The organism is Congregibacter litoralis KT71 (assembly GCF_000153125.2).
In the GTDB taxonomy this organism is placed as follows: domain Bacteria; phylum Pseudomonadota; class Gammaproteobacteria; order Pseudomonadales; family Halieaceae; genus Congregibacter; species Congregibacter litoralis.
In genome coordinates this window covers 826,973-848,385 of the sequence record NZ_CM002299.1, presented here as the reverse complement: position 1 = coordinate 848,385, position 21,413 = coordinate 826,973, and the positions used below count along the sequence as shown (strand labels likewise).

At 58.2% G+C, this 21,413-nt stretch carries 24 protein-coding genes; 12 read left to right on the top strand and 12 right to left on the bottom strand.

Annotated elements, in window-relative coordinates; genetic code table 11:
- Position 1: 1 nt before the first annotated feature.
- The 8 genes from KT71_RS03890 (at position 2) to KT71_RS03855 (ending at position 8,896) form a co-directional block, all read left to right on the top strand.
- Positions 2–802, top strand: a complete 801-nt coding sequence (locus KT71_RS03890) for a MotA/TolQ/ExbB proton channel family protein (protein ID WP_008292763.1) — start codon at positions 2–4, stop codon at positions 800–802.
- A complete protein-coding gene (locus tag KT71_RS03885; protein ID WP_008292764.1) occupies positions 802–2,109 on the top strand; it encodes a hypothetical protein in 1,308 nt (435 codons plus the stop codon). Before KT71_RS03890 ends, KT71_RS03885 begins: the two co-directional genes overlap by 1 nt.
- A 9-nt stretch (positions 2,110–2,118) precedes the next feature.
- Positions 2,119–3,213, top strand: coding sequence for a vWA domain-containing protein (locus tag KT71_RS03880; RefSeq protein ID WP_008292765.1), 1,095 nt, complete (start codon positions 2,119–2,121; stop codon positions 3,211–3,213).
- A gap of 11 nt (positions 3,214–3,224) precedes the next feature.
- A complete protein-coding gene (locus KT71_RS03875) occupies positions 3,225–4,220 on the top strand; it encodes a VWA domain-containing protein (protein ID WP_008292766.1) in 996 nt (331 codons plus the stop codon).
- Between the two features lie 25 nt (positions 4,221–4,245).
- The gene (locus tag KT71_RS03870; protein WP_008292768.1) at positions 4,246–4,923 is read left to right on the top strand and encodes a hypothetical protein; all 678 of its coding nucleotides are present in this window, start codon (positions 4,246–4,248) and stop codon (positions 4,921–4,923) included.
- A 62-nt stretch (positions 4,924–4,985) separates the two neighbouring features.
- Positions 4,986–5,600, top strand: coding sequence for a hypothetical protein (locus KT71_RS03865; RefSeq protein ID WP_008292769.1), 615 nt, complete (start codon positions 4,986–4,988; stop codon positions 5,598–5,600).
- On the top strand, positions 5,590–7,035 hold the full coding sequence (locus tag KT71_RS03860; RefSeq protein WP_008292770.1) for a M48 family metalloprotease: 1,446 nt from the start codon (positions 5,590–5,592) through the stop codon (positions 7,033–7,035). The genes KT71_RS03865 and KT71_RS03860 overlap by 11 nt, the downstream gene beginning before the upstream one ends.
- Before the next feature lie 97 nt (positions 7,036–7,132).
- Complete coding sequence (locus KT71_RS03855; RefSeq protein WP_023659925.1) at positions 7,133–8,896, top strand: amidohydrolase; 1,764 nt, start codon at positions 7,133–7,135, stop codon at positions 8,894–8,896.
- A 6-nt stretch (positions 8,897–8,902) separates the two neighbouring features.
- Here KT71_RS03855 and KT71_RS03850 read toward each other — a convergent pair whose 3' ends face one another.
- From KT71_RS03850 to KT71_RS03830, 5 genes are all read right to left on the bottom strand, one after another.
- Entirely contained in the window at positions 8,903–9,238 is a 336-nt protein-coding gene (locus tag KT71_RS03850) for a DUF2288 domain-containing protein (protein ID WP_008292772.1), read from the bottom strand.
- Entirely contained in the window at positions 9,231–9,881 is a 651-nt protein-coding gene (locus tag KT71_RS03845; protein ID WP_008292773.1) for an MBL fold metallo-hydrolase, read from the bottom strand. Before KT71_RS03845 ends, KT71_RS03850 begins: the two co-directional genes overlap by 8 nt.
- Positions 9,882–9,887: 6 nt before the next feature.
- Positions 9,888–11,207, bottom strand: a complete 1,320-nt coding sequence (locus KT71_RS03840; RefSeq protein ID WP_008292775.1) for a dicarboxylate/amino acid:cation symporter — start codon at positions 11,205–11,207, stop codon at positions 9,888–9,890.
- Complete coding sequence (locus KT71_RS03835; RefSeq protein WP_008292776.1) at positions 11,204–11,473, bottom strand: hypothetical protein; 270 nt, start codon at positions 11,471–11,473, stop codon at positions 11,204–11,206. The genes KT71_RS03840 and KT71_RS03835 overlap by 4 nt, the downstream gene beginning before the upstream one ends.
- Positions 11,474–11,563: 90 nt before the next feature.
- Positions 11,564–12,406, bottom strand: coding sequence for a pirin family protein (locus KT71_RS03830; protein WP_008292777.1), 843 nt, complete (start codon positions 12,404–12,406; stop codon positions 11,564–11,566).
- A 102-nt stretch (positions 12,407–12,508) separates the two neighbouring features.
- Here KT71_RS03830 and KT71_RS03825 point away from each other — a divergent pair, with 102 nt between their 5' ends.
- Positions 12,509–13,402 carry a LysR family transcriptional regulator gene (locus KT71_RS03825; protein ID WP_008292778.1) on the top strand — a complete coding sequence of 298 codons (894 nt, stop codon included), beginning with the start codon at positions 12,509–12,511 and terminating at the stop codon, positions 13,400–13,402.
- A gap of 105 nt (positions 13,403–13,507) precedes the next feature.
- A complete protein-coding gene (locus tag KT71_RS03820) occupies positions 13,508–14,482 on the top strand; it encodes a glutathione S-transferase family protein (protein WP_008292779.1) in 975 nt (324 codons plus the stop codon).
- 31 nt (positions 14,483–14,513) lie between these two features.
- Here KT71_RS03820 and KT71_RS03815 read toward each other — a convergent pair whose 3' ends face one another.
- Positions 14,514–15,011 (bottom strand): SixA phosphatase family protein, encoded by a 498-nt coding sequence (locus KT71_RS03815; protein WP_008292780.1) that lies wholly within the window; start codon positions 15,009–15,011, stop codon positions 14,514–14,516.
- A gap of 57 nt (positions 15,012–15,068) precedes the next feature.
- Complete coding sequence (locus KT71_RS03810) at positions 15,069–15,731, bottom strand: LOG family protein (RefSeq protein ID WP_008292781.1); 663 nt, start codon at positions 15,729–15,731, stop codon at positions 15,069–15,071.
- 143 nt (positions 15,732–15,874) lie between these two features.
- On the opposite strand from KT71_RS03810, the gene msrB reads away from it, so the two are divergent.
- Complete coding sequence (gene msrB / locus KT71_RS03805) at positions 15,875–16,450, top strand: peptide-methionine (R)-S-oxide reductase MsrB (protein ID WP_023659924.1); 576 nt, start codon at positions 15,875–15,877, stop codon at positions 16,448–16,450.
- Positions 16,451–16,500: 50 nt separating this feature from the next.
- Here msrB and KT71_RS03800 read toward each other — a convergent pair whose 3' ends face one another.
- Positions 16,501–16,956: a hypothetical protein gene (locus tag KT71_RS03800; RefSeq protein WP_023659923.1), complete on the bottom strand. Its 456-nt coding sequence runs from the start codon at positions 16,954–16,956 to the stop codon at positions 16,501–16,503.
- Positions 16,957–17,089: 133 nt separating this feature from the next.
- Positions 17,090–17,983, bottom strand: coding sequence for a tetratricopeptide repeat protein (locus tag KT71_RS03795; protein WP_023659922.1), 894 nt, complete (start codon positions 17,981–17,983; stop codon positions 17,090–17,092).
- Between the two features lie 155 nt (positions 17,984–18,138).
- On the opposite strand from KT71_RS03795, the gene KT71_RS03790 reads away from it, so the two are divergent.
- Positions 18,139–18,723 (top strand): thymidine kinase, encoded by a 585-nt coding sequence (locus KT71_RS03790; RefSeq protein ID WP_023659921.1) that lies wholly within the window; start codon positions 18,139–18,141, stop codon positions 18,721–18,723.
- Between the two features lie 124 nt (positions 18,724–18,847).
- Here KT71_RS03790 and KT71_RS19630 read toward each other — a convergent pair whose 3' ends face one another.
- The 3 genes from KT71_RS19630 to KT71_RS20400 all read right to left on the bottom strand — a co-directional run bounded on the left by KT71_RS19630 (position 18,848) and on the right by KT71_RS20400 (position 21,216).
- The gene (locus KT71_RS19630; RefSeq protein ID WP_008292787.1) at positions 18,848–19,849 is read right to left on the bottom strand and encodes a secreted protein; all 1,002 of its coding nucleotides are present in this window, start codon (positions 19,847–19,849) and stop codon (positions 18,848–18,850) included.
- A 205-nt stretch (positions 19,850–20,054) separates the two neighbouring features.
- Positions 20,055–20,636 (bottom strand): pilin, encoded by a 582-nt coding sequence (locus tag KT71_RS21205; protein ID WP_274518433.1) that lies wholly within the window; start codon positions 20,634–20,636, stop codon positions 20,055–20,057.
- A 22-nt stretch (positions 20,637–20,658) separates the two neighbouring features.
- On the bottom strand, positions 20,659–21,216 hold the full coding sequence (locus tag KT71_RS20400; protein ID WP_023659919.1) for a hypothetical protein: 558 nt from the start codon (positions 21,214–21,216) through the stop codon (positions 20,659–20,661).
- Positions 21,217–21,413: the final 197 nt, after the last annotated feature.

The window sequence follows — 21,413 nt, the reverse complement described above, 5'->3', positions numbered from 1 at the left end:
CATGAAGAACAGCCTCTCCTCCGAGTTCATGTTCCAGCTCTTCGCCCTGCTCACGGCGATCATTCTGGTGCACGCCATGTACGTCGCCGTGATCCGCCCCAGTGCCGACGATCAGTTAGCCGCCGAAATGGCCGCTCAGGCGGCGGGGGAAGAGGTCGTCCCCAAGCGCAGCCTGGCGGTAGTGATTCGTGACTTCGAGCAGGAGGCCTGTTTCATCCTGTTGATCTGGGCGCTGTCCATTATGGGTTACAAGGGCCGCCAAAATATGAAGGAGCAGCAACTCCTGGAGGAAGAACTGCTATCGATCCCCGAGGGCACGAGCGTGCTCCCGGAAGATGCGCGGCAATACAGCCGCTCCATCGAGGCGCTTCCGGTCACGCAACAGGGATATTTGCTGCCCCGCACCCTGCTCTCGGCCCTGCAGCGCTTCGCCACCACCGGGAGCATTCCCGCGGTATCCGACGCCATCCGGGAACAGTGTGACATCGAATCCGACCGCCTCGATTCCGAGCTCTCCATGGTTCGCTACATCGCCTGGGCCATTCCCTCCATCGGGTTTATCGGTACGGTTCGCGGTATTGGTGACGCCCTGGGACAGGCCTACAAAGCGGTGGAGGGGGACATTTCCGGGGTTACCGTGAGTCTGGGCGTCGCCTTCAACTCAACCTTTGTGGCGCTGGTGCTCTCCATCATCATCATGTTCTGCCTGCATCAGCTTCAGCTGGCTCAGGAACGCCTGGTGCTCAACGGCCAACGCTACGCAGACAGCCGCCTCCTTCGCTTTCTGGTTGCCAGCGACTGATGGCTATTCTGGATTGTCGCGATACGCAGATCAGCCTCTGGCAGGAGGGGTCTGCCCTGCACAGCCCCGGCGTCGTGGTACTGGAGGGCGGTGACTATCACTTCGGACAGGCAGCCCTGGAGCAATCGCGCCTGCGACCCCGGGACAGTAACAGCCGCTTCTGGTGGCAGCTGAGCACGCAGCCCCTGAAGCCTACCCTGGGCGCAGCGCGGCATACGGCCGATCTGGTGCACTCCCACCTCCGTCATATTCACGCGACGGCGGGTGCCCCCGATGCCCTGGTGCTGGCGGTGCCCGACAGCATGCCTCCGGAGCAGCTTTCTTTACTACTGGGTGTGGCGCAGGCCAGTGACTTTACCGTCTCGGGAATAGTAAGCCGCAGCGTGCTCCTGGCGAGCAACCATCCGATGGTGTTGCAGGCGGGTAAAGCCATTCATCTGGAGAGCCAGCTCAACCAGACCATTATCAACGAACTGCTCGTGGAAAACGGCACGATCCGCGTGACACGCAGTACTCCTCTCCCCGCCTGTGGCCTCCTGGCGCTGCAGGAACGCTGCGTCTCCGCCATCGCCAGCGCCTTTATTCAGCAGACCCGCTTTGATCCCACGCGGAGCGCCAGAAGCGAGCAGGATCTTTACAACAAGCTTCCGGACATTCTGGCGACGCTGCGCCAGCGTGGTGAGGCCAGCGTTGATATCGACGGTCATCGCAGCCGTGTTACGGCCAGCGCCCTTGCCGGTGCCAGCGAGCGCCTGATCAAGGGGCTGGAGCAGTCCAAACCAGAGACGGGAGTGCCCATTCTCCTGGACCCGGAGCTACATCTTCTCCCGGGCATAGAGGCCATGGAGGGGCAAACGAGCACCCTTTCTGCGGACACGCTGTGGACTGCTTTTATCGCCAAACGGGTTCACATCGAGCTGCCGGGGGAAGATGTCCATCTGGTAGATCAGCTGCCGCCGGCAGACCCACAGCCCTCGGACAACGACGGGACCGCGTCCCCGGCAGCGCCAGAATCAGCCAAAGCCGAGGCGGAGCCCACCCCCACAAAAATCCCGGAAAACGAGCAGGCCGCGTCGGGTAAGGCCACCCATGTGCTTCTTGGGACCCTGGCGCTGCCTCTTCGGGGTCACGAGGTGGCCCTGGGCGGGGATTTCTCCCTACGCAAGTCAGAGGATCACTGGACCCTCCACGGTGACGGCGCGCTCATCAATGGCATGCCCGGCGCTTCGCAACAGCCCCTGGCCCTGGGCGACACCCTGTCCCTGGGCAGCACCGGCCACGGACGGCTCATCGAAGTGCGAGACTGAGGCCGGCACGTGGCGAGGCGCAATAAGCGAAGCTTCAGCACCTTCAACCTGTCCTTCCTGGACATCATGTCCTGTGGATTCGGCGCCGTAATCCTCGTATTTCTCATCATCGATCACTCCATCGTCGTGGAGTCTAAGGAACTCAACGTCGATCTTCTCTCCGAGGTGAACATGCTCGAGGAAGATATCCGGGAGGGCGAGGAAGGGCTTGTGGTGCTGCGCAACACCCTCAACGAAGTCAACCTGGAAGTTGTTGAAGCCGAGGGCCGGGCGACGCGGGTCATCGACGAGGTAGAAGAGTATGAAGCTCTCATTGCCGCCTTGATCCCCGAGGATGTCAGTGAGGACGAGGCGGTAGAAAAACTCAAGGCCGAAGTGCAGTCTCTCGAGGAAGAGGTGAAGAAGTTGCGCGAAGCCGCCGAAGAAGAAAGCGGCAAAAGCGCCCGAAGCTTTGTGGGTGACGGCAACCGCCAGTATCTGACGGGATTGAACCTCGGCGGTAAAAACATCGCAATCCTCCTGGATATATCGGCCAGCATGCTCGCCGACCGCGTTGTGAACATCATCCGCCTTCGCAATATGGATCCAAAACTCCAGCGCAGCGCCGAGAAATGGACCCGGGCACTCAACACCATGGACTGGCTCACCTCGCAGCTGCCCGTGGGCAGCGAATACCAGGTGATCACTTTCAACACCCAGGCGCAGACCGCCCTGCCCGACACCGCGGGTCAATGGCTGGAAGTTGCGGATCAGGCACAGCTGGAAGACATGTCCCAGGCCCTGAGAGAGATTACTCCCGCCGGCGGTACCAGCCTGGAAAACGTGTTTGATTATTTACAGACGCTGTCACCGATACCCGACAACATTTTTCTTATTACCGACGGACTTCCCACCCAGGGAGCCAACCCTCCCCGCGGGAATACGGTCAGCGGTAATCAGCGACAGCGGCTCTATCGACAGGCCGTACGCAAACTCCCGGCAAACGTGCCCGTGAACATTATTCTTGCGCCCATGGAGGGAGACCCCCTGGCAGCCTCGGAATTCTGGCAGCTGGCCCAAAGCACCCGGGGCTCATTTATGAGTCCCTCCAGTGACTGGCCCTAGGAGCGGAGTGAATGCGTAAACGTCGCGAAATGTCCGAATTCACCCTCTCCTTCCTGGATGTCATCTGCTGCGGTTTTGGCGCGGTGATCCTGCTCCTGATGATCACAAAAACCGTCCAGCCCCAGATCATTGAGGCCTCCACAGTCAACCTTGAGGGTCTGGTGGCGGACCTCCAGGAGCAATTGTTTGAGATCCGTGGCGAGACCCGTTTTCTGAACAGGGATCTCAATGCCCGCCAGGAGCAACTCTCAGAGTACAAGGAGCGCATTGCGATTCTTCGCGGACAGCTGGCCTCAACCAAATCCCGCTACGACAGCCTGCAGGTGGAGAGCAACACCAACTCGGTGATCACCGAACAGCTGGCCATTGCCCGACAGTCATTGACCGCCGAACAAAAGCGTTTACTCGCCGGTCTGGAAGTCACCAGCAACCTCATCGGCGGTATACCGGTAGACAGCGAATACATCATTTTTGTGATTGATACCTCGGGCTCCATGTTCTCCTATGCCTGGGAGCGAATGATGCAGGAGATCGATGCCACCCTGAACATCTATCCCAATGTGAAGGGCATACAGATCATGAATGACATGGGCAACTACATGTTCAGCCGCTACCGCGGGCAGTGGATTCCGGATACCGATGGACGGCGCCGCGTGATCATGCAGAACCTGCGTAACTGGAACGTCTTCAGCAACTCCTCGCCGGTAGAGGGAATCACAGCCGCCATCCGTACTTTTTACGACCCCAACAAAAAGATTAGTATTTATGTTTTCGGCGATGAATTTACCGGGGACTCCATCGGACAAGTCGTGGATACTGTAGAGCGAATCAACCGCGAGGCCGCCGATGGCCAGCGACTGGTGCGAATCCACGCCGTGGGCTTCCCCGTACAATTTATTCGGGCAGCCAACCTGCAAACTACGGGTATCAGGTTTGCGGCGCTCATGCGGGAGCTGACCTATCGCAATGGAGGCACGTTTGTCGGACTTAATGACTTCAGACCCTGACAGGCGCAGAGGCGGGCAAGGACACTTGGACACTGCCACGGCCCGTCGACTCACCACCGCGCAGGCCCGCTCCGTCTGGGGCATGCTTGCCCTGGCGCTGGTGTTTCTCGCCGGCTGTGGCACCAAGGAAGTGATCGTTTCGGGTAACTTTCCTCCGCCCCTGATGGAGCCCCTGCCGGTAAAACTTGGCGTCTGGTACGAGCCGGAGTTCGAAGGCCACGAGTTCTTTGACGAAGCCAAGGGCAGAGCGGAATCATCCTGGATTGTAAAAACCGGCGAGGCCCAGGTCGCCATGTGGGGACAGCTGCTGGACAATATGTTCGCCGGCGTCACCAAAATGGATGGCAAGCCCGCGCCGGAGCAGATGAACCCCGTGGTCGACGCGGTGCTCATCCCCCGGGTCGACGAGCTTCAGTACGCCATCCCCGCACACACCAACGTCAAGGTCTACGAGATCTGGATGCGTTATGCCTTCGAACTGGTAACCACCAACGGCGAGCCCATTGCCGAATGGACCATGACCGCCTACGGCAAAACGCCCACGGCCTTTCTGCAAAGCGATGAAGCGGCGGTCAATCTTGCGGCGGTCGTTGCCTTGCGGGATGCGGGCGCACACTTTATCACCAGCTTCCACAAAGTCCCCGAAGTCGCCCAGTGGCTCGAGCAACTGGAGCAGGAACGCGGGGGGGTAGCGTCACGATGAAGAGCACCGCAAAGATCACAGCTACACGCATTGTAGCGCTTTGCCTCATGAGTCTCACGCTAATGGGTTGCGTGACCTCCACCGTGGACGAGATGGTATTCAACGAGCCCATCGAGGGTATCGGTGACTCCACGGTGGTGATTCTGGGGCGACGCCACGCCAGCGATTACGAAACCGAATTTGATTTTATTGAATGCATCGCCGACCACGTGGTGGCTCGGGATTCGAGCATTGAGATCATTGATGAAATCGAGTTCATCAACACGCTTTATCCCTGGTTTGAACCGAGAACCGCACCCCTGAGACCGGCGGACATTGATCGTCTGGTGCAGCAGGAGCCCGTGGCGCAGCAGCTTGCCAACCTGAAACTCGAGTACATGATCTGGGTGGATGGCAGCACCGTGCAAACCAACTCTGCCGGGTCCATGACCTGCGGTGTGGGGCCCGGCGGTGCGGGATGCTTCGGCTTTGGCACCTGGGGTAATGCATCTGATTACGAGGCCACGATCTGGGACTTCACGGACAAGGCCGAAGTAGGCCGTCTCAACGCCAGCACCAGCGGTCAGTCCTACATGCCCGCCGTGGTGGTACCCATCCCCATCATCGCCCCGGTACAGGGCACGGCCTGCGATGGCCTGGGGGATCAATTGCTGCAGTTTTTGTCCAGTGAACACTAAATTCCAGCGTCTACTTATCGCCACCGTGCTGGGGGTCACCCTCGCCAGCGCCTCAGGTTGTGCCGTCAATCCCGCTACGGGGGGTACCTCCGTGGTACTTTCCGGCGCCAGCGGTGAGCGCGAAACCGGCCAGGAAATGTACGACAAGTTTCTCGCCGAAGGGGCTTTCTACGAGGATCCGGAGCTTCAGGCCTACGTGGAAAAAATCGGTCAACGCCTGGTCGCGCAGAGCGATATGCCCGATCGTGAGTTCACCTTCGCAGTGATAGATGCCCCGGAAATCAACGCCTTCGCCACACCCGGGGGCTTTATCTACGTGAATCGCGGGCTCATCGGCTATCTCAACTCGGAAGCTGAGCTTGCAGGTGTTATCGGTCACGAAATAGCCCATGTCACCGCGCGACATCACGGGCGCAGGAAGACCGCCGGCGTGACCAGCAAGGTATTGTCTACCACCGCCTACGTACTCACGGGCAGCAGCGCCGTCTATGAGGCCTCCAATATGTACGGTGCTGAGGTGATCAGCGGCTATGGCCGGGATATGGAACTGGAAGCCGACGGTCTGGGTGCGGAGTACATGTACAAAGCCGGTTACGAACCCGAGGCACTTCTGGACGTCATCGGCGTTTTAAAGAATCAGGAACAGTTCATGCGCCTGAAAGCAAAGGCCGCTGGCAAAAGCGGCACCACCTACCATGGCCTCTACGCAACGCACCCGCGGAACGACAAGCGTCTGCAAACGGTGATTCGCGCCGCCAACGAATTGGATGACGGCACCTATATCGAAAGTCCCGAGGAGCCCGGAGAGTTTCGCCGCGTCACCGACGGTCTGGTGTGGGGCGAGAGCGTTGAGGGCCAACGGGCGGACGATCGCTATTACCACAACAAGCTGGGATTCACGATTGAGCAGCCCGAGGGCTGGGCCGTGACTACCAGTTCCCGAGCAGTGGTGGTCGCAGCGCCGGACCAGAGCGCAAGCCTGACCATTACCCTGCGCAGGAAAGACCCCTCCGCCACACCTCAGGCGGTGCTGGAATCCTCCGCCAAGGGCACCCTCAGGGACGGCGAAACCCTGCAGCAGAGCGGACTCGACGGCTACACCGCGGTGGCAGCCGCCGCCGGCAAGGACAAGCGTCTTGCGGTGTTTAACCTTGACAATCTCACCTATCTGTTTGAGGGCGACGCCACGGATTTTGCGACGAGCGATAGCCAGTTGCTGGCACTCATCGAGAGCTTCCGGGCCATGCACCCCAAAGAGAAGAGCTCCAACAACGGGCGTTATGTTCGCTATATACAGGTGCCGCGCGGAGCAGATGTACGCTCCCTTGCCGCGAGCGCACGCATACCCGATGCGGAAGCACAGCTCAGGCTCATCAATGATTTTTACCCCCGGGGCGAGCCTCGCACCGGCGACTGGATTAAAGTTATCCAGTAAGGGGCTTTGTAGCGCCGAGGGTCCTCATTACCCCTGAGGCGCACATAGCGACTAGACTCTTCGCTCTATAAAAATTATGCGAAAGGTATCTGTATCTATGCCCGCTCTCATAGCAAAAAGGCAGCTGCTGCCCTTTTTATCAGGATCAGATTCAGGATTTTTCATCGCAGTTTGTCTGGGGCTGGTAGTGAGCCTTGGGACCGCATCACCGCTGGAAGCACAGGTGATTTTCACCGCTGACAGGATCATCACCATGGACCCTGGTTTGCCGGAGGCGACGGCAGTTGCCGTGAAGGACGGCCGCATTGTTGCTGTGGGCAGCCTGAAACAACTTCAGAACACCGCTGCCCTAGCCGACTACAGCGTGGACCGGCAGCTTGAGGACATGATTCTCACGCCGGGATTTATCGACCCCCATGTCCACCCGACGCTACCGGCGGTACTGACGCAGTTCCCATTCCTGGCGCCGGATGACTGGCAGTTGCCCACGGGAAGCTATCCCGGCGCTCTAACGCCCGACAGCTTCGAAGCAAAACTGCGTAGCCTCGTAAACGCTCATGAGGGGAACCATCCTTTCATAGCCTGGGGTTATCACCCGTTGTGGCATGGCGATGTCTATCGAGAACAGCTCAGCGACTGGTTCCCGGATCAATCGGTGATGCTGTGGCATCGCTCTTTTCACGAATTGATTCTTAACGACGCCGCTATCAAAGAACTGAAGCTTAGCGAGGAAGAGGTCCGGGAGCTTCACGAGGCGGACTGGGAGCAGGGACACTTCTGGGAAAACGGACTCAAAGCGCTGATCCCAAAACTCGGTTTTGTTTTTGAGCCGACACGCTTTCTCGGGGGCATGGAGAACTTTTTGGCCATGGCCCACCGCGGAGGTGTCACCACCGCTCTGGATATGGGTACCGGCATTTTTGGCAACCCGGAGCAGGAGCTCGCCCTGATCCGCAAAGCCGTAAAGGACACGGACGCTCCCCTGCGCATCATCATGACACCCATCATCACTGACTTCCTGGCCCGGGGTCGGAGCCCGGAGGAAGCCGAGAAAGACATTGATCGCTGGCGGGAGAGCAATAGCCATCGCGTCATGATCGATCGTCACTTCAAGCTGATGATGGACGGCGCAATTTACAGCGGACTCGCGCAGATGGGTCCACCGGGGTACCTCGACGGGCATGAAGGCCAATGGATGGCCCCTCTGGAGGTCACCACTAGCTGGGCACAGCACTTCTGGCAGGCGGGCTACAAACTCCATGCCCACACCAACGGTGATGCCAGCGCGGCGGCCCTCATTGAGATGCTAAAAGCCCTGCAACTTGCGCATCCCCGCCCCGATCACCGGCTTACTCTGGAGCACTTTGCCTATACGACGGAAGAACAGATCCGGGAATTAGGAGCCCTCGGAGGCGTCATTTCTGCCAATCCCTACTATCACTACATACTCTCGGATCTGTATGGAGAGGCCTGGCTGGGACCGGATCGCAGCGCCCAGATGGTCCCCCTGGGGTCCGTAGAACGAGCGGGCATTCCCCTCGCATTGCACTCCGACGCCCCCATGGCGCCTCTGGAGCCTTTAACCCTGGCGTGGACCGCCACTAACCGGGTCACCATTAACGGCAATGCAACGGGTCAGAATCAGCGCATCAGTCTCGACACAGCGCTGCGGGGAATCACCATTGATGCGGCGTGGATCATGGGATGGGAAGATGAGATCGGATCGATTCGCGCGGGGAAACGCGCGGACTTTACGGTGCTTGAGGAAGACCCCTATACCGTCGGCGTCGAAGGGCTTCGCGATATCTCCATCTGGGGTACGGTATTTGAAGGGCGTCTCGCGAAAATCGACGGGCCCTAGGGCGGCCTAAACGTCCGGGGCCGCAGCGCCCGCGCCGGCGTCCCGCAGCTGTACCAGCACCCAGGGATCAGCCACCACAGCCCAGAGCATACCCTCGTCGACAAGCCAACGCGTTGCCAGTTCATCGCTGACGCCCCCAAGGAGGCCGTCCTGAAGCCACGCTTCGAATTGAGGGGCATTGTCCTCGGACAGTTGAACAGCTACTTCGATGAGATCGAGATCATCGCTCACCAGCACCAGACGCCCGGCGGCAAAGTAGCGCTGCAGTTCGGCAAAAGGAATCCTGGCGGTCTGGGCGAGAAAATCCGCCCGGCGCTGCTCCCGCTCCGGGGAATCAGCCATAACGCTGGTCAGCGACAAAGGGATTACTCTGGCGCTCCTGCCCGAAGGTAGAGGTTGGACCGTGGCCGGGGATAAACGTGATGTCATCACCCAGGGGAAAAAGTGTAGAGCGTATGCTGGCGATGAGTTCGTCGTGGTTGCCCCGGGGAAAGTCCGTGCGACCGATGGAGCCCTGAAAAATCACATCACCCACCCAGGCGAGACGCTGACCATCGTGGAGAAACACCACGTGTCCCGGCGTGTGCCCCGGACAGTGAAAGACCCTCAGGGTCTGCTCTCCCACGGTGACCGTGTCTCCAGCCGCCAACCAACGGTCAGGCTCAAAGGCCTCGGCTACGGGGAAGTTGGCCATCTTGCACCACTCGGGCAGCTTATCAATCCAGAAGCGATCGTCCTCATGGGGGCCTTCAATGGGAACCGACAGCTGCTGCCGGAGCAGATCCGACGCGGCGCAGTGATCCATATGTCCGTGCGTGAGAATGATTTTCTCAACGGACGCACCCAGCTGCTCCACTGCTGCCAGGATGCGGTCCGTATCTCCACCCGGATCCACGATCGCAGCCTTTCCGCTGCTCTCGCACTTCAATATGGAACAGTTTTGCTGGTAGGGCGTGACGGGAACAATGGTGACCTTGATACTCATAGCGACTCACCCCCCCGCAGCGCCGGCGGCGCTAGCGTGATCCCTGGACTCCTTCTGGGAATCGGCATTGGGGTTGAAGAAAACTTCCTCGTCAAACTGCCCCTCACTTTTACCCACCACCACGGATGCCGTGGCATCACCGGTAACATTCACCATGGTGCGGACCATATCCAGAAGACGATCAACACCGATAATCAGCGCAATGCCCTCAACGGGCAGACCTGCCTGCTCGAGCACCATGGCAAGGGTAATCAGGCCGACACCGGGGACCGCGGCGGTCCCCACGGAAGCGAGGGTCGCCGTCAATATCACCGTGATGTACGCCGTCATACTGAGATCAAAACCATAAACCTCGGCAATGAACACCGTCGCCACGCCCTGCATGATCGCGGTGCCGTCCATGTTGATAGTCGCCCCCAGGGGAACGGTGAAACCGGCAACGGAATTGTGGACCCCCAGTTTTTTCTCAACGGTGCGCAGGGTGATGGGAAGGGTCGCGCCCGATGAGGCCGTGGAGAACGCAAAGGCCCAGACGGAGCGCATCTTCTTGAGCATGATCCGCGGTGGCAGACCCGTGAGGGTCTTGAGAATCAATCCGTAGGTCACGGTGCCGTGGAAAACCAGCACACCCAGCACCGTCAGGAAGTAAGCACCCAGGTCCAGGATGGCGCTGAGCCCCATCTCGGCGAACAGCCGGCCCAGCAAGGCAAACACGCCGTAGGGTGCAAAGGCCATGAGCACGCCCACCATTTTCATCACGATGGATTCGAGATCGCTGAAGTACGCGGCCATCCGTTGTCCGGCGTCACCGGCCTGGGACAGGGCGTAGCCAAAGAGCAGGGCAAAGACGATGATTTGCAGCATCTCCCCGTCGGCCATCGCCTTGATGGGGTTTGCGGGGAAGATGTTGACCAGCACTTCCTTCAGGGGCGGCGGTTCCGTAGCAACAAACGCCGCGCTGCTATCGAGTTCCACGGAGCTGCCGGGGCCGATAAAGACAGCAACGAGAAGTGCAACAGACACAGCGATAGCCGTAGTGGCGAGGTAAAAAAGCAGCGTCTTACCGGCAATGGGTCCCATACGCGCGCTATCACCCAGGGAACTGGAACCGCAGACCAGGGAAACAAACACCAGGGGTACAACGAGAAGCTTGAGGGAGGCGACAAAGATACGCCCGATGACGTCGAAGAATCCGCCTACCAGCCAATCATCAATGATGGTTCGCAGGGTGCCATCCACGGCGCTGCCATGACCAATAAGGTTTAACAGAGAGCCGAGAAGGATGCCCGCCAGCATACCCAGAAGGATGCGATTGGTGAGACTCATAAACTGTCTCCCCCTTCCTCGCAGGCACCATCAACATAGGTGAGCACCTGATCGTCGGCGCAGGCATTGCAGCCCGAGGCATGTGTTGCGAGGCCGCCCGAAACGGTGGTGGCACACACCGGTGCGAAGATCATGGTGCAGACCTGAGGCCGGGGCTCTTTGCAAGTCGTAAAGTTGGGGATTTCGGGCTCCACGGGGGTCGCGCAGCCCGATACTGCTCCCACGGCGGCGAGCGTTAATGCACTGATTAACAAGGAAAAACGCATGATTTATCCAAGATGCAAAAGCTCGCAAGGGTAGCACCATTGGGCAACCCTTGCAGCCCCGGGGAACCCCGGGCGGTCATGACAGCGAGGCTAAGCGGCGAAACTCCCCGACTGATAATCGCGAATTGCCTGCTCGATTTCCGCCTCGCTGTTCATGACAAAGGGGCCGTAGTGCACCACCCGCTCTCCGATAGGCTGACCGCGCAGAAGCAGCAGCCCTGCCCCTTCGGCGCCAGCACCTATGCGGAGCTCCCTGCCCTCGCCGAACAACAGCATCTGGCGCTCAGGAAACCTCGTACCCTCATGTTCCAGACTGCCGTCATAGATGTAGGCCATAACAGACTCCCCGGCACCGGTCTCCAGGGTGACCTCCACGCCCGCCTCGACGGTCAGATCCCCCAATGCGGCCTGAGGCGCCAGCTCCCGAAGGGGCCCCTCGATGGGGGACATACCGTTCAGTTGCCAATTCCCGGACACGGCGATAAACCGGGCGCCCTCACCCTGAGCTTCAGTGAGTTCGTCCCCGGGGAGATCCCGATAACGGGGCGCATCCATCTTTTGCGCTGCGGGTAAGTTGAACCACAGCTGGAAGCCGTGCAACCCCATACTGTCCTGCGTGGGCATTTCGGAGTGAATGATGCCGCGACCCGCGCTCATGTACTGCGCGCCGCCGCTGCGAATCTCACCGCGGTTACCCTGGCTATCCTCGTGAATGATGCCCCCGTGCTTCATATAGGTCAGCGTTTGCATGCCGCGATGGGGATGAGGCGGGAAGCCCGCCGCAAAGTCCTCGCGGTGCTCCGACCGCAACTCATCAATCATGAGCACCGGGTCCATCCCCCGTTGCTCAAAGCCGGCCACCCGCTGAATCGCCACACCGGCACCATCCATACTCGGCTGTGCTTTTATCACCTGCTGTACTTGTCGATTCATAGTAGATCCCTCCATTTGCCCCAGATTAGCGCTTGTTAAATCGTAAGAATATTGCTTTATTTGGCGCTTACCTTTCGATTTTTTAGATAAAAGACGTTGAGCATGAATCGCAGCACCCTTGAGCAGTGGCGAATGTTTCGCGCGGTCGTTGAGCATGGTGGTTTTGCTCAGGCCGCCGAGGCGATCCATAAGAGTCAGTCCAGCATCAACCACGCGGTCCACAAGCTGCAAAGCCAGCGGGATCTGCAACTTCTGGAAGTCGTTGGTCGCAAGGCCCAACTCACCGACGCGGGTGAATTGATGCTTCGTCGTGCACAGCAACTTATTGAGCAGGCGGAACAACTGGAAGTGATTGCCGGGGGCCTCTCCCGGGGGAATGAACCCGAACTTCGGGTCGCCATCGATGAGATCTTTCCCCAGCACTGCCTCGCCGAAGCCCTCGCGAATCTGTCGAGAGAGTTTCCCTATACACGCGTCGAACTGGTGGAGAGCGTGCTGTCCGGCGGCTCTGAACAACTGCTCCGGGGTGAGGTGGATCTCCTCGTGACGGGCACGGTACCGCCTGGATTTTTAGGCGAACCCCTTATGGATGTGGAATTCATCGCGGTGTCTCACCCTGATCATGCGCTTCACGGCCTGGGTCGGACACTCAATCTTCAGGATCTCGCGGCGGAGCGGCAAATCGTCGTCCGGGACTCGGCCACGGGGCAACGCGTTGACTCCGGGTGGCTGGGTGCGGAGCAGCGCTGGACCGTAAGCCATGTGGCAACCTCCATTGCAATGATCCGCCGGGGCATGGGCTTCGCCTGGCTCCCCATGACGCGTATTGGCGATGATCTGGCCCAGGGTCATCTCCGGGAGCTTCCCCTGGAGCGGGGCTCCCGGCGCCGCGTCTCCCTGTACCTCACCTATGCGGACTCGGACAAGGCGGGTCCTGCCACCTGTCGTCTGGGCGCGTTGCTCATGGAGCAGGCGGCAGACCTGAAATCGTTCTAATAAATCGAATACTTTATGGGGATTTAACTGATTTTAGTTCTTTTCATTCGAAACTAGGATGACACCCGTTTCAGTCATTCACACATCAACAGAGGAGAGCAGCCCATGGGTTTATTAGTCGATGGAGTCTGGAAGAATCGCTGGTATGACACCAGCGAATCAGGCGGACGCTTTGTTCGTGAGGACGCGCAATTCAGACACAGCATTGGCGGTCCCGATAGTGAATTTCCTGCAGAATCCGGCCGCTACCACCTCTACGTCTCCCTGGCCTGCCCCTGGGCCCACCGCACCTTAATGTTTCGCAGCCTCAAAGATCTGCAATCCCATATAGACGTATCCGTGGTCAGCCCCATCATGCTGGAAAACGGATGGACATTTGCCACCGATGAGGGCAGCTCCGGCGATATCGTCCAGGGACACCGCTACATGCACCAGGTGTACACCACGGCCCGGCGTGACTACAGCGGCCGCGTTACCGTACCGGTGCTTTGGGACAAGAAGACGCAGTCCATCGTTAACAACGAATCAGCAGAAATCATCCGCATGCTGGGGACAGCTTTTGACGATCTCACGGGTAATCGCCTGGATCTTTACCCCAAAGCCCTGCGTCAGCGCATCGACGCATGGAATGCGCGTATTTATCCCGCCATCAACAACGGGGTTTATCGCGCGGGTTTTGCCACCGCCCAGGATGCCTATGAAGAAGCCTACGACGAGGTGTTCGCAGAGCTGGATCGCATTGACGCGCACCTGGCCGACAACCGTTACCTCTGTGGAGACACCCTGACGGAGGCGGATATTCGCCTTTTCACCACCCTCATCCGTTTTGATGCGGTGTATCACGGGCACTTCAAGTGCAATCGAAACCGCCTGGAGGATTTTGACCACATTCCGGGCTATGTACGCGAGATCTATCAGCTGGGAGATCTTGCCGAGACGGTGGATTTTCATCACATCAAAACCCATTACTACGCCTCCCACGGGACCATCAATCCCACGGGCATCGTTCCCGGGGGTCCGGACATCGACTACTCACGCCCCCACGGGCGCGACGTGGTGGGCACAGCATCCGCCGCTTAAAGGCGACTTCCCCCGGGAGCAAAGCAGCGTATCAGGGAAGACCCCGGGGGAATTGCCATTCCGTGAGTACGGCAATTCCATCGGTTACATCACTCCAGTGACCAACGGGAATATCCAGTTGCAGATAGCCGGCCGTCGGTAGATTATCGATGGCCCGCCGCCCCACCAGCTGATTGCAGAAATCCGTGAGCCCGGGATTGTGTCCCAGTAAAAAACAGCTCTCACCGTCGCCCTGATACCCCTGAAGCCAGATCATCAAGTCCTGACAGTCGAAGGTGTAGAGAGCGTCGTCAACTTCATGCTGCTGGACAGCCATGGCGGGCCAGCCGTCACACAGCCCTGCTAGCGTCTGTCGGGCGCGCGTCGCCGAGCTGCAATGTATCGGTTGTGGCGACACAAACTTCGCCAGAGCCTGGCCCATGCGCGGAGCGTCTCTAAAACCCCGTTCATTCAGCTCACGCTCGTGATCACTTAAACCCGCCGCCTGCCAGCTGGACTTGGCATGGCGCATTAGATGCAGCACTTTCATTACTTTTCTCCCCTGAGATCCTTCACTACCTGCACGATTTGCCTGCGGGTCCGGGATCTACCGCCTGATTTTGTCCAGAAGCACTTCGGCGGCCACTTCCTCATCGGGAACCACTTCAAGCAAATCAAGGTCGGCCGGTTCGATGTACCCGCGGGTCACGCATTCCCGGGCAAGCCAGTTGTACAGCCCGCTCCAGTAATCATGGCCGACAAGGACCATAGGACAGGGTTGCAGCTTACCGGTTTGCACCAGGGTAAGGAGCTCAAACAGCTCGTCGATAGTACCCATGCCCCCGGGATAAATAGCAAAACCCATGGCATAGCGAATCAGCATAAATTTTCGGGTAAAAAAGTAGCGGAACGCGATATCCGTATCCACATAGGGGTTGGCAAGCTGCTCGTGGGGAAGCGTAATGTTCAAACCGATAGAGCGCCCCTCACCGGAACGTGCGCCTCGGTTCCCCGCCTCCATGACCCCGGGACCACCCCCGGTGATAACGGAAACCCCCGCCTCGGCCATGAGTTTCCCCAAAGATTGGGCGCTGCGATATTCCCAGCTGTCCTCCGCCACGCGGGCAGAACCGAAGATACTGATCGCCGGCCCCAGGTCCCCGAGCTCCGCCACTCCCGTGCGGAGTTCCCCACTGATGCGTTCTATTCGGTGCTGTTCCTCAAGGCTAATACCACTGCCCGCGGCGGGCGGTATCCGGGCTCCACTCATCTTCGCTCCTGGGCCCTTTCAAAGGGCGGCGGTGTCTCTGCCGGGAAGCTTACAAGCTAACCGGGACCGAGGGCATAGGAGGATCCATCTTTTCCAGAGCAGCGTATAGGGAATTATTCTTAAGCGCGCGTGTCTTACTGACTATGAATAGACGTAATTTTTTATCAGCGACCTGCAAGGTCGCACTGGGGACCACGGCGGCCGCTTTTTCGGCGTCGGTGCCAATGCTCTGGGCGAGGGAAAAGGGAAGCGTGATGCTCGAGGACATACAGTCGCAGTGGCGGAGCTTTCTTCCTGAGGGTTTCGAAACCGTCAACCCCCGGGAGAAGCTTGAACTCAGCAAAGAGGAATGGCGCAAACGCCTTGATCAGCCCCTGGCCTTTGATGTGCTCCGTCGAGAGGCTACGGAGCGTCCCTTCACCAGTCCCCTGAATGATGAAAAGCGCGATGGGGTATTTGCCTGCGCGGGCTGCGACTTACCGGTGTTTACATCGCAAATGAAGTACGACAGTGGCACGGGTTGGCCCAGCTTTTTCACTGCTATTCCTGAGGCCTTCGAGACAAAGAAAGACTTTAAATTAATTTTCCCCCGCACCGAGTACCACTGTGCACGCTGCGGAGGTCATCACGGCCATGTCTTCAGTGACGGCCCGGCGCCCACGGGTGAGCGCTGGTGCAACAACGGGGTTTCCCTACGGTTTATACCGAAAGCAGGCTAGCTGTCTGGGTTCTCACCCCCTCCCCCCAAACAGTGAGGCTGAAGGACGACCTAATAAAGCGGTCGCTTTAGCGCTTTGCCCTCGTAATCATCTCGCAGCATCAGCCAGCGAAAGTGCAGGCTTTCCTTTGCTTCTTCCGTGAGGCGACTCGCAAGGTCCCGGTCGGATCCGGCGGTATTTAAATCGCTCATGGAGTAGCTAAAGCAAAGGTCCGTGTCGGGCACCACGGCGCACTCGTTTTCGTAATCCCTGCAGGCAGCGTAAGCCCCGGGAAAATCCCCCTGTGCGACATGAACGGTGACCACGGCGTTGTAGTCGCGACATTGGCTGGCACCGCTTCCAAAGAGAAAGCCTTCGATGCTGCTGCCTTTCGCCGCCTGAGCAGCGGTCAGGGCGGCGTCGTAATCGCCCTGCTCAGCGTGATAGAAGGTTTGATAGTCGCTGCGCCCGGCGCAGGCGCCCAGGAGACAACCGGCAGCTGCTACCGCAAGAACTTTCTTAAACATGCCTGAATCCTCTCTTTGCATTTTGTGATTATAACCGGCTCTGGCTAGCGCCGCGGATGACGAACAATCGGGCTTTGTTTTTTCTTGCACTGTTCGCCACCTGCATCCTCTTTGCCTCAAAGCTGTTAAAGCTTCAGCTATCTTCCGGCTCTTCCGTCTCGACCTGCAATGACCGGTCATTGAGAGCCTTCTCAATTTCCACCTTGAGACGCTGAGCGATGATGTGCTGCGGATCAAGCCGCAGGGCATCATTGATTGATTCAGAGGCGAGGCGGTAATCCCCCTGCAAGTGAGCGATGAATGCGCCAATGTAGTGAGCCTGCGGCCAGTCGCCCGGGCCCAACTGACGGATAAAGCGCTCTGCCTCCTCTGTCGCCTTGGCAAAGTCGCCGATTTCCGCATAGAACGATGCAGGAAAATAACTCAATCGTGCGCCGTGGGCCGGGTTTGCTGCTTTCATTGCCTCTATGGCGCGAAGCGCTTCGCCCGGCCCCTGTTTTGCGTGAATCCACTCCAGATATTCGATGCGAACCGCCCATTCATCCGGATAGTGCTCAATAAATTTCTGATAGTTGGCAATCGCCAGATTCGTCAGATCCTCGCGAAACCCGGCTCTGAGCGTTGCTCCGCTCTCCCGGGCCGTAATAAGCGTGAGCGTCATGGCGTAGGGATCGAGAATGAGTTGCCCCCTTACATCGACACGCCCTCTGCTTCGGTTAATCTCATGAACCAGGGCCTCTCGCTCCGCGGCATCATCCGTCATGCGTGCCAGCACACTCTTTGCAATCACAAAGTCCGGCGCCAGGACCAGGGCTGCCCGATAGAGTCGCTCAGCCTCAGCCCAACGTCCCCGCTCGAGAATCTCAGACCAGCCTTGCCGATAGAGTGCCAGCGCCTCATCGTTAACCCCGCCGTAGCTGTAGAGCGAGGTATTCGCCGCTGCCGGGGAAACAGAGCTCATAATCAGTGCAGAAAGGGCTAAAACCCTGAGGGAGCGCAAGCTACCCCAGTTCGGAATACGCGTCATTGCTTGTCGCCGGATTTAGAAACCAATAAGTCTTCAGTATGCACCGCGGTGGAGCCCCGTGCCACGGAGACTGTGGCATGCTTACCCCTTAGCTTTGCGTCACTGTATCGCGGGCTAGGGTTCCACAAATACTCAGGCACTACGCAGGAGGCCCCTTGGCTAAGCTGTATTTTCATTACTCATCCATGAACGCCGGTAAATCGACAACGCTACTACAGTCCAGCTACAACTATGTCGAACGAGGCATGCGTACCCTGATCATGGCGCCGGCACTGGACGATCGTTTTGGCAGTGGGCGGGTGACATCGCGCATCGGGATCGGAGCGGATGCCTTTATATTTGATCGCGAGGCGGATGTGTTTGCGATAGTCGCCGAGAAGCATCACGCCGAAAGCCTGGACTGCGTGCTGATCGACGAAGCGCAATTTCTGACTAAAGAGCAGGTTTTCGCGTTGGGAAAAGTCTGTGACGAGCTGAAAATTCCGGTGCTTGCCTACGGGCTACGTACGGATTTTCGCGGCGAACCTTTCGAGGGCAGCAAGTATCTGCTTGCCTGGGCTGACAACCTGAAAGAGATCAAAACCATCTGCCATTGCGGTAAAAAAGCGACCATGGTGGTGCGTCAGGACGCAGACGGAACCACCGTCACCGCGGGCGCCCAGGTAGAGATCGGGGGTAACGACCGCTACGTCTCCCTATGCCGCCGGCACTTTAACGCAAGCTTCCATAAGACGACATAATCTAGCCTGCGCGCCGACGGAGAGCCCTCCCAGGGTGTATTAGAGAGAGCTCTCGGCTTTGTACCCAACTATGTACCCGACTGAGTACCCGACTGAGTACCCAAACAGGCATCCGAGGAAGGATTCATAGAGCTTGCTGGCATGCAGCGGGTGGGGCCAGTCGCAGTAGTGGTGCCTTTTTCCCTTCGCTCGTCACGTAAATTCGTCCCTGACTATCAGCGGCAATACTCTCGGCCTGCTTCAGTTCTGGTCGGGGGACAAAACATAAGCCCTCGTTAAGAGCCTTCAACCAGTTTCTCTCTTTCCCCAGATCGGCGACATAAGTATTACCGTAGGTGAGGAGCGCTACCCGACTACCGGCGGGAATATACGTCATGGCAGTCGGCTGGCTCCGAAATCTTCCATATTTGGGAAATTGACGAAGCTCATCAGCGGAGGGCGCGGGTATGCTACGCACCTCCCCGAAGAATTCCGGCTGCAACTCATAGCGGCCACCTGATTCCAGATCAGGCAACGGCAAACCGTACAGCCGCGGAAATCTGTCGCGTTTGCTCAGGAGGTACAAAATCTCGGTATGGGGATCGACGGCGATACTTTCCGCGTCCCTAGGGCCATCCGGATACGACAATTCGATGGTCGCCCGTATTTTGACCCGCTTCTTATCTTTTGACGGCTCGGGAAGAAAATACAAGCTAACGTGCTTGCGACGGGCCTTGTTATCACCCACATCACCTATGGCAATCCACGGTTTACCCCGATACTCAAAGACCTCCATGTCCTCCCAGTCCCGGTTGGGTGTGTCCAGAATATTAACCCGACGGAAGCCCCCGTCATCAAGGTCCAGTGTCACCAACTCTGAACGACTACCGCTATCGTTGATCAACCAGAAACGCTGGGGATCGATGCCGGAAACTGCGAGGCCGGATGCCTCGGGAAGTAGGTCGTAATCCAGAACCGCGAGCTCCTGAGCCGTGGGACGCCTGGTCGCTGCCGGGGGCGCTTCCAGGGATTCATCGGCGCGCGAACCGGTGGAAACTGTCCGGTTACTGGCTCCGTAATGTTGAAAACTCCAGCCCCCAAGGAGAAGCAGGATTCCCGACAACACCCAAAGATAATTTGCTTTCACAGATGCCCCCGATACCGATGTCGCTCGATTCTAACAATACAGAGGTGACAGAATGCCTGTATTCCGGCAATAAAAAACCCCAACCGGTTATCAGGATGGGGTTTTGGTTTTACCGCCCGGGTATTCTCTATCCGGTCAATATTGTCTTTGTGCGGCGCGGTCCCTGGGTAGGTCGGCCAACGCAGCGCATTCAGCCTTATACAGACTAGCGGCTTCTTTGAATCTGGCGCAATTCTCGACGCACATTCGTGCTCTGACATTCTCTAGGCAGAATCGAGGGCGGAAACGGGTCTGGCCATTGCGCCTGCCCCCAACGGCCACAGACCGTTTGCACTGAATCACCTACCTTAACGGCAGCGACATGCAGCATACAGCGGCCCCTGCACTCCGATACTTTATCGGGATTCAGGCGAAGCACCACGTAGGCCCAATCGCGATTAAGATTGTAGTCATAATAGTACTCATTAATGAGGTCGCTATTGGAGGATATCCTCCAATTTCGCCGAGGTACCCGTGCACCGCCGGACTGACGGGCGGCCACTCGGGACTGAGAACCTACGAGAAACGACGGAAAGTCAGCTCCCCCGGCGGTCTCCACCTGAAGTGCCGTACGAATCTCACCCATGAAACTCGTGACTTCAACGAACTCGGCTCGCTCTACATAGGACTGATAGGCGGGCAAGGCGAGAGAGGCTAGTACTCCCACTATCGCGAGCACCATCATCATCTCAAGGAGCGTAAAACCGCCTACGGATGCAGGACGACACTCATTCACAGGTGAAGTCACCAAACAGCTCTTCATAGCAATCCTACTCCGAGACCGTAATAGTGATGGGATCAAGTTCAATTTCAATCTGACTGAAACCGTACTCAAAACCGTCCGGTGTAGTCACTACGATCATCGATAGGCCACTTTCGACATCGATGGGCGCCGGGCAGGCTCGGGACACATCATCGAGTGTCGGCAATTGCTCGTCTTCAACCATCGCATTCACGACGCTTAAGCAGTAGGTCGCCAAATCCTCGGGAGCATTGGATAGGAGTCGCGGCTCCCACTCAGGTTGGCTATAACGATAAATACCCAGACCGAGCATGACAGCGACGCAGACACCGATTACAGCCCACTCAATGCTCGCCGTGAGTATCGAGGTCTGGGCTTCCGGGGCCTTCGATGAGGGCTTAACATCCTTTGGATGTTGGGGAAGCGGCTCAGGCTCTTTTGCAGGTTGCTCCCCGGAGCACCGATGGCAAATAAACCCCGGTCGAGGATAAAAGCGCTCGCCGACACACTCCTCACAAAAATATTTGGCGCACACTGAGCAAACAAAATTCGCGTCGCGCTCAACGTGATTCAGGCATGTGTTCATCGGGATAATGCTCTTTTCCAACTTTTGAAGAACCGTGCGCTTACGCCCGGTGCCTAGCTGGACAAGAAGAATCCAACACAATCCTGCTTAAGTCAATTTCGGACTCGGGATGGCCTGGCTTTTGTGCACAATTACCCGGGGTTTTGGGGGTCTGGCAATCAGGTAGGGTGGGCTGTGCTGCTGTAACCGTCCGGTAA

Bases quoted from the DNA above. Each gene is read 5' to 3' on its own strand.
- KT71_RS03815 (WP_008292780.1), bottom strand. From the start codon at position 15,011: ATGAAAGTGCTGCATCTAATGCGCCATGCCAAGTCCAGCTGGCAGGCG.
- KT71_RS03810 (WP_008292781.1), bottom strand. From the start codon at position 15,731: ATGAGTGGAGCCCGGATACCGCCCGCCGCGGGCAGTGGTATTAGCCTT.
- KT71_RS03800 (WP_023659923.1), bottom strand. From the start codon at position 16,956: ATGTTTAAGAAAGTTCTTGCGGTAGCAGCTGCCGGTTGTCTCCTGGGC.
- KT71_RS03830 (WP_008292777.1), bottom strand. From the start codon at position 12,406: ATGAATCGACAAGTACAGCAGGTGATAAAAGCACAGCCGAGTATGGAT.
- KT71_RS20400 (WP_023659919.1), bottom strand. From the start codon at position 21,216: ATGAACACATGCCTGAATCACGTTGAGCGCGACGCGAATTTTGTTTGC.
- KT71_RS03845 (WP_008292773.1), bottom strand. From the start codon at position 9,881: ATGAGTATCAAGGTCACCATTGTTCCCGTCACGCCCTACCAGCAAAAC.
- KT71_RS03850 (WP_008292772.1), bottom strand. From the start codon at position 9,238: ATGGCTGATTCCCCGGAGCGGGAGCAGCGCCGGGCGGATTTTCTCGCC.
- KT71_RS03865 (WP_008292769.1), top strand. From the start codon at position 4,986: ATGGGTTGCGTGACCTCCACCGTGGACGAGATGGTATTCAACGAGCCC.
- KT71_RS03795 (WP_023659922.1), bottom strand. From the start codon at position 17,983: ATGACGCGTATTCCGAACTGGGGTAGCTTGCGCTCCCTCAGGGTTTTA.
- KT71_RS03890 (WP_008292763.1), top strand. From the start codon at position 2: ATGAAGAACAGCCTCTCCTCCGAGTTCATGTTCCAGCTCTTCGCCCTG.
- KT71_RS03885 (WP_008292764.1), top strand. From the start codon at position 802: ATGGCTATTCTGGATTGTCGCGATACGCAGATCAGCCTCTGGCAGGAG.
- KT71_RS03875 (WP_008292766.1), top strand. From the start codon at position 3,225: ATGCGTAAACGTCGCGAAATGTCCGAATTCACCCTCTCCTTCCTGGAT.
- KT71_RS03855 (WP_023659925.1), top strand. From the start codon at position 7,133: ATGCCCGCTCTCATAGCAAAAAGGCAGCTGCTGCCCTTTTTATCAGGA.
- KT71_RS03835 (WP_008292776.1), bottom strand. From the start codon at position 11,473: ATGCGTTTTTCCTTGTTAATCAGTGCATTAACGCTCGCCGCCGTGGGA.
- msrB (WP_023659924.1), top strand. From the start codon at position 15,875: ATGAATAGACGTAATTTTTTATCAGCGACCTGCAAGGTCGCACTGGGG.
- KT71_RS03820 (WP_008292779.1), top strand. From the start codon at position 13,508: ATGGGTTTATTAGTCGATGGAGTCTGGAAGAATCGCTGGTATGACACC.
- KT71_RS03825 (WP_008292778.1), top strand. From the start codon at position 12,509: ATGAATCGCAGCACCCTTGAGCAGTGGCGAATGTTTCGCGCGGTCGTT.
- KT71_RS03840 (WP_008292775.1), bottom strand. From the start codon at position 11,207: ATGAGTCTCACCAATCGCATCCTTCTGGGTATGCTGGCGGGCATCCTT.